Origin of the sequence: Flavobacterium enshiense, assembly GCF_040750275.1 — a bacterium.
Taxonomy (GTDB): Bacteria; Bacteroidota; Bacteroidia; order Flavobacteriales; family Flavobacteriaceae; genus Flavobacterium; species Flavobacterium enshiense_B.
The window spans coordinates 1-5,566 of record NZ_JBDOCV010000028.1; the positions used below are offsets into that span (position 1 = coordinate 1).

A 5,566-nucleotide genomic window follows, 5' to 3' on the forward strand; every position below is an offset into this window, starting at 1 on the left:
TTATCTATAGCAATCCAATTGTTTTTTATTTCTGAATTCATGGCTGTTTTTTTCGTATCGTTTGGTAAACTTGCAGCTAACGTCCCGCCGGCTTCATGAAGTGGCGGAGTTTTATTACTGATCTTTACAAATATACCGAAAAGTTAGAGAGAAAATACTTATTTCGGAGAAAGAAAAATATTCACAGACCTTTACAGATTAAAACTGAATTTAGCCATTTCATGAAACCGCTGTTAACTGCTGTATTTATTTACCATTAAGTTTAGAATCTATTTTTTCTATTTTTTTTATATCACTTTTCCAAAGTACAAGACTAGATACTCCAATTTTTAGTAATCGTTCTTTTTCAACGCCACGTAAAAGAGACCATTTAATCCAGTATCTAGATGCAAATTCCCAAAATATCCATCCAGTTGAGCAACCAAGAATTACACGCTCTGTGAAGTTTAATTTAGTAATTTCTGATAGAAAGTACATTGAAGAAAAAATTATAATCATTACCGGAATATTAACAATCAAAAGTCCAGATAATACTAACTTTAAATTACTTAGTTGAGGATTGTTCATTTGCGTTTCGTTTTTTCAATATTGCAGTTAACGTCCCGTGGCTTTGCGAAGTTTGGGGATTTTATTACTATTGCTTACAAATATACCGAAAAGTTGAAAGAAAAAAGCTCAATTTAATACAGAAAGTACAAACACTAACTTTTCCAAACACACACTCAAGCCCCGAATTTCGCAAAACCACTGTTAGCTACAGCTTTTCTACCATAAAAATTTTGGAAAATTATAGATTTTCGAATCAAATTGTCATACGTTCTTATCTTAATGAGTGTTTATTGTAATTGACTTTCTAAGATTTTCAATAAAACTGTAAAATTTTCATCATCATTCGATTGCTCATTATGATAAACAAGTTTACCCGTGTTATCAATTAAAAAATATTGAGGCATATTGTTTACATCTAAAATCTTCCCTATACTTCTTCCTTGATTGTAATCGTGAATATCACAAGTTTGCAACCAAGGCATTTCATACTTTTTCAAAGACCTAAACCACGAATCTGCCTGACTATCTAATGAAATAGATATTAATTGTAAGTCTTTAGTTTCATATTTTTCATTAAGCGTTTTTAACGTTGGAATTTTTTTTATGCATGGAGCACAGCTACTCCCCCAAAAACAAAGAAGTACGAGTTTTTTATTATTATGAAATGATGACAAATCAAAATTTTCTCCTTTATTGGATTTAAAGGAGAAATTAGGTAAAGTATTTCCAACAGTAAGAGATTGTTTTTTCTTTATATATGCTCCAATCGATTTCCCTAATTCAGACTCTTTTAAATTAGTACTAAATTTAGTATAAATTGCGTTAAGTTCGTTAACAGTAATTGGATGATAGGAATTAATTATCTCTGAGTCAAAATAATATAATGAAATATATTCCCTAGGAAATAATTCCATAAATTTTACTTTTTGTGCTAAAAGTTTTTTTCTCGAATTTGAAACAATTGACCATAAAGAATCTTTATCATACCTTTTAAATTTGTCACGTTTTAAATTGCTGTAAATATCAAAAGCTAATTTACTACTATCTTTGTATGAGGTTGTCATTTCTTCATATATCTTTTTCTCTTTAACAAAAGGCACATTGGAAAAATGTATGTTATTTAATGAGTCGACCTTATTAATTTCTTGAATATCAATTTTAATATTCCCTCCTCCAATAAAAAAACTAGTTATTCCAAGGTTTACATTTTCTCTATTTACAGATAAAAAAGCTTGTTCATAATCATACTTAATTTCACCTGTAAAATAAAATTGCCCCTTTTTCTCTTTTGTTTTTATAGGGATAAATCCGGAATTTTTTATGGAAAGTACAATATCAGCATCTTTATATTGTGAAGAAATAGATCCTGAAATTGTAAATTTGTTTTGAGCAGTCAATAAATGACAAAACAAAAAAATTATAATGGTTTTAGCTTCTAGTTTCATAATTGTAAAAGTTGATAACCAAGGAGTTTTAAACTATTTGGTATTAATAATTTAACCGTTGTTTTTGTTAAAGTTGTAGCTAACGTCCCGCCGGCTTCATGAAGTGGCGGAATTTTATTACTGATGTTTACAAATATACCGAAAAGTTAGAGAGAAAATACTTATTTCGGAGAAAGAAAAATATTCACAGACCTTTACCGATTAAAACTAAACTTAGCCATTTCATGAAACCGCTGTTAGCAGTAGTATTTTTTTATAATTATCTATGAAAATAATTTATCAAGTAAAAAATTGACAAAGTAAAAAGTAAAGTAATTGAAATAATTAGAGTTAAAAATGTTGAAAATATTAAATCAGGTAAAAGATTTAGTTTCTTTAAAATATATGCTAAGAGAATTGACAATAAAATTGAAACAACAAAACTTAAAACAATGAGAATTGATGAGTTTTCTAATTTTAGAATTTCTTTAAACTCAGGAATAATAAAAATTAAGGAAATGATTGACAACACAGATGAAGTACCTATAATGAATTCTACTTTAGAATTTTTAGTTTTTTCATTTTTATCTGGCAAACTAGCTACCAATCCTAAAATTTCTAAAATTTCTGATATCATATTCTAAAGTTTCTGTTTTGGCAATATTACTGCTAACGTCCCGCCGGCTTTGCGAAGTTTGGGTATTTTTGTTACTGTTGCCAACAAATATACCGAAAAGTTGAAAGAAAAAAGCTCAATTTAATACAGAAAGTACAAACACTGACTTTTCCTGACATTCACTCACTCCCAAATTTCGCAAAACCGCTGTTGGCAGTAGTGTTTTTATATTAAGTCATTAATTGGTGGCGGTTCGTGTAAATCAGTTTCCCAATCCTCATATTCAGGTTCTACTTTGAAATTTGAGTCGCAATATTGTCTAATGTAGTCAGTTGCTCTTTTTTCTGCGTATTTTGCGTTTAATACTTTTCCATTTTCATCTAACTCAATTACGTTTGCATAAATTGCAAATGCTTTTTCGATTACACTTGGTTCTTCTCCATAAAGTGAAAGATAATCGATTCCTTTTAGTGTGTTTTGAGTACCACTTGCCATAAAAAATGCAAATGTTCTTAATGCTCCACTAAATGAATTACTTAATTTCATATTGTTTAATTTTCTTCCATTTCGTTTATCCAATATTCTACATAATTTTGTCCAATTCCCCACCAAGCAACAGACCAATCTCCAAGTATTTTGTATGTTTTACCGTTTTGCTTTATTTCTATTCTTACATTTTTTCTTTCAGAAATTTGTATATCAAGTTTAGAAATTAGTTGAATTGTTTTTCCTTCTCTTTCTATAGTTTTATTTTCTTTAAACAGAAATTTTACAATTTTATACTTTCGATCATTTATTAGAATGTCAAAATGTTTGGATAATTTTTTATCTTTTTTTCGTCTTATATTCTCTTCATTTTCATTCTTTTCAAACATAGAATTCAGGTTTCAGTTATTTTCAGATTTTTTTCAGATAACATTACTGCCAACGTCCCGCCGGCTTTGTGCTGGCGAGGATTTTTATTACTGATGTTTACAAATATACCGAAAAGTTATAAAGGAAAAAGCCCAAAAGAAAGAAGAAAATGCAAACACCAAGCCTTTACCAATAAATCCCAAAACCTCGCTTGCACAAAACCGCTGTTGTAGGCAGTTTTTTTATTCAGTATGTTTATTTATTTCTTTTCTACTTTCAAGAATTATTAATATTGAATTTACCACAAACAAATAATAACCATATTTTATTTGATTTAAATCTTCGATAGCACCCATAAAATATAGTGAAATAGTGGCGATAAAGAGAAGCGATATACTTATTGAACTAATTATCATAATTTGTTTGTACATCTTTTTAAATGATATTATCAGCATTATGAGTGTCAACAATATTATGAATGTGAAATTTAAAAATATATAAAATGTTTTGTCTTTTAAATATCTGAATTCAAATTCAGAGTAATTTAGAAATCCTAAACGATATGCATTAAGAGTATTTTCTTTTTTAGCTTTTTTTAGCCAAATTTCTTTATCTGCTTTTTCCTTTTTTATTATTTTTTCTTTCTCAGATTTACTTACAGCAATTAAATTTCGTAAAGTATCATTTGAATTAGTTTCCTTATTATAAACTATTTTGAAATTTACTGAATCTTGAACAAATCCAGTAAATTCTCCTGCGTATGCTGGTGAACTTTTTAATGTTTTATCTGAACAAGTTTGCAAAAAAGGCAAAACAAAAATAAGTAAACTAATACTAATTAAACTTTTGAGTCGAATATTATTTTTCATAGTATTTTATTTACGAAATTTTTAGTCAACCTATTTTAGGACGTCACGTTTGGTAAAATTGCCTACAACGTCCCGCCGGCTTTGTGAAGTGGCGGATTTATGTTACTGATGTTGACAAATATACCGAAAATTCTGAAAGAAGAAAGTTGAAAAATAGGAGAGAAGTGCAAGCACTAAATCCTCCAATTACACACTGACCCCGCCATTTCACAAAACCGCTGTTAGCAGTAGTTTTTATTTTAGATAAACGGTTATTTCTTTTCCATTTATTATTCTTCTTGTATCTTGAATTTCAATTTTGATATTTCTAAATATGAAAATATTTCCTTTATTTGATTGTAGCGCTATACGATGAAAATCGTTATTTTTAGGATTCAATAGTTCTATTTTGTTTTCGACTCCATTTCTGTCTATTTTGATTATATCCAGACTTATTATCTTAAATATGCAATCATTTTGAAAATTTTTTAAAACAGCAGCTACTCCAGTTAAAGTTCTAAATTCTTCAAAACTCATATTGTTAATATCACCTTTTCCTTTTGTCCAAAATCTTAGTTCTGGCTCAGGCATATTGTATACTCGGAATTCATTTTTTTGGATTTTATTTTCTTGTTTTAATATTAAAGTTGTTGTGTAAGAAGAATCTATTAGGATAGAATAAGTATCATCACTAATCTTATCGATTTTACCATTAGTAATAGATATATCAAATTCTTTATTATTCTTTAAATGGAATTTTATTTTGTTTAAAGAACTTTTATAAAGTATTTTACTTGAATTGGTTGTATAAATTATAGGGTTTTTTGACCTACATGAATTTAAGCAAATACTTATCAAAATATAAATTAAATAATGATATACTTTATGCATTTTAATTAAAATCATTTAATGATGGTGGCTCGTGTAATTCAATTTCCCAATCTTCATATGGTGGTTTAACAATATAAGTTGAATCACAGTATTGTCTAAGATAATCTGTAGCTCTTTTTTCGGCATATTTTGCATTCAAAACTTGTCCATTATTGTCTAGTTCTATAACATTAGCATAAATTGCAAATACTCGCTCTATTGCGCTCGGTTCTTCCCCATACAGTGATAAATAATCTATACCTTTTAGAGTATATTGATTACCACTAGCCATTGAATAAGCAAATGCCCTCAAAGCTCCAATAAATGAATTACTTAGTTTCATATTAATAATTTTATTTTTTTGAAGTAAAGTTTTTTAAAATTACTGCTAACGTCCCGCCGGC

The 5,566-nt window shown here is 28.2% G+C and carries 8 protein-coding genes; all 8 read right to left on the reverse strand.

The window, feature by feature from the left end; all coding sequences use genetic code 11:
• Positions 1 to 246: 246 nt before the first annotated feature.
• A complete protein-coding gene (locus tag ABGT15_RS14620; RefSeq protein ID WP_367232202.1) occupies positions 247 to 567 on the reverse strand; it encodes a hypothetical protein in 321 nt (106 codons plus the stop codon).
• Positions 568 to 836: 269 nt separating this feature from the next.
• A complete protein-coding gene (locus ABGT15_RS14625; RefSeq protein WP_367232203.1) occupies positions 837 to 1,994 on the reverse strand; it encodes a TlpA family protein disulfide reductase in 1,158 nt (385 codons plus the stop codon).
• Positions 1,995 to 2,253: 259 nt separating this feature from the next.
• Positions 2,254 to 2,610: a hypothetical protein gene (locus ABGT15_RS14630; protein ID WP_367232204.1), complete on the reverse strand. Its 357-nt coding sequence runs from the start codon at positions 2,608 to 2,610 to the stop codon at positions 2,254 to 2,256.
• A 204-nt stretch (positions 2,611 to 2,814) separates the two neighbouring features.
• Positions 2,815 to 3,135 (reverse strand): DUF7677 family protein, encoded by a 321-nt coding sequence (locus tag ABGT15_RS14635; RefSeq protein WP_367232205.1) that lies wholly within the window; start codon positions 3,133 to 3,135, stop codon positions 2,815 to 2,817.
• Between the two features lie 5 nt (positions 3,136 to 3,140).
• A complete protein-coding gene (locus tag ABGT15_RS14640; RefSeq protein WP_367232206.1) occupies positions 3,141 to 3,464 on the reverse strand; it encodes a hypothetical protein in 324 nt (107 codons plus the stop codon).
• Positions 3,465 to 3,686: 222 nt separating this feature from the next.
• Positions 3,687 to 4,313: a hypothetical protein gene (locus ABGT15_RS14645; RefSeq protein WP_367232207.1), complete on the reverse strand. Its 627-nt coding sequence runs from the start codon at positions 4,311 to 4,313 to the stop codon at positions 3,687 to 3,689.
• Positions 4,314 to 4,547: 234 nt separating this feature from the next.
• Positions 4,548 to 5,198 (reverse strand): hypothetical protein, encoded by a 651-nt coding sequence (locus ABGT15_RS14650; RefSeq protein ID WP_367232208.1) that lies wholly within the window; start codon positions 5,196 to 5,198, stop codon positions 4,548 to 4,550.
• A complete protein-coding gene (locus ABGT15_RS14655) occupies positions 5,185 to 5,505 on the reverse strand; it encodes a DUF7677 family protein (protein ID WP_367232209.1) in 321 nt (106 codons plus the stop codon). Before ABGT15_RS14655 ends, ABGT15_RS14650 begins: the two co-directional genes overlap by 14 nt.
• Positions 5,506 to 5,566: the final 61 nt, after the last annotated feature.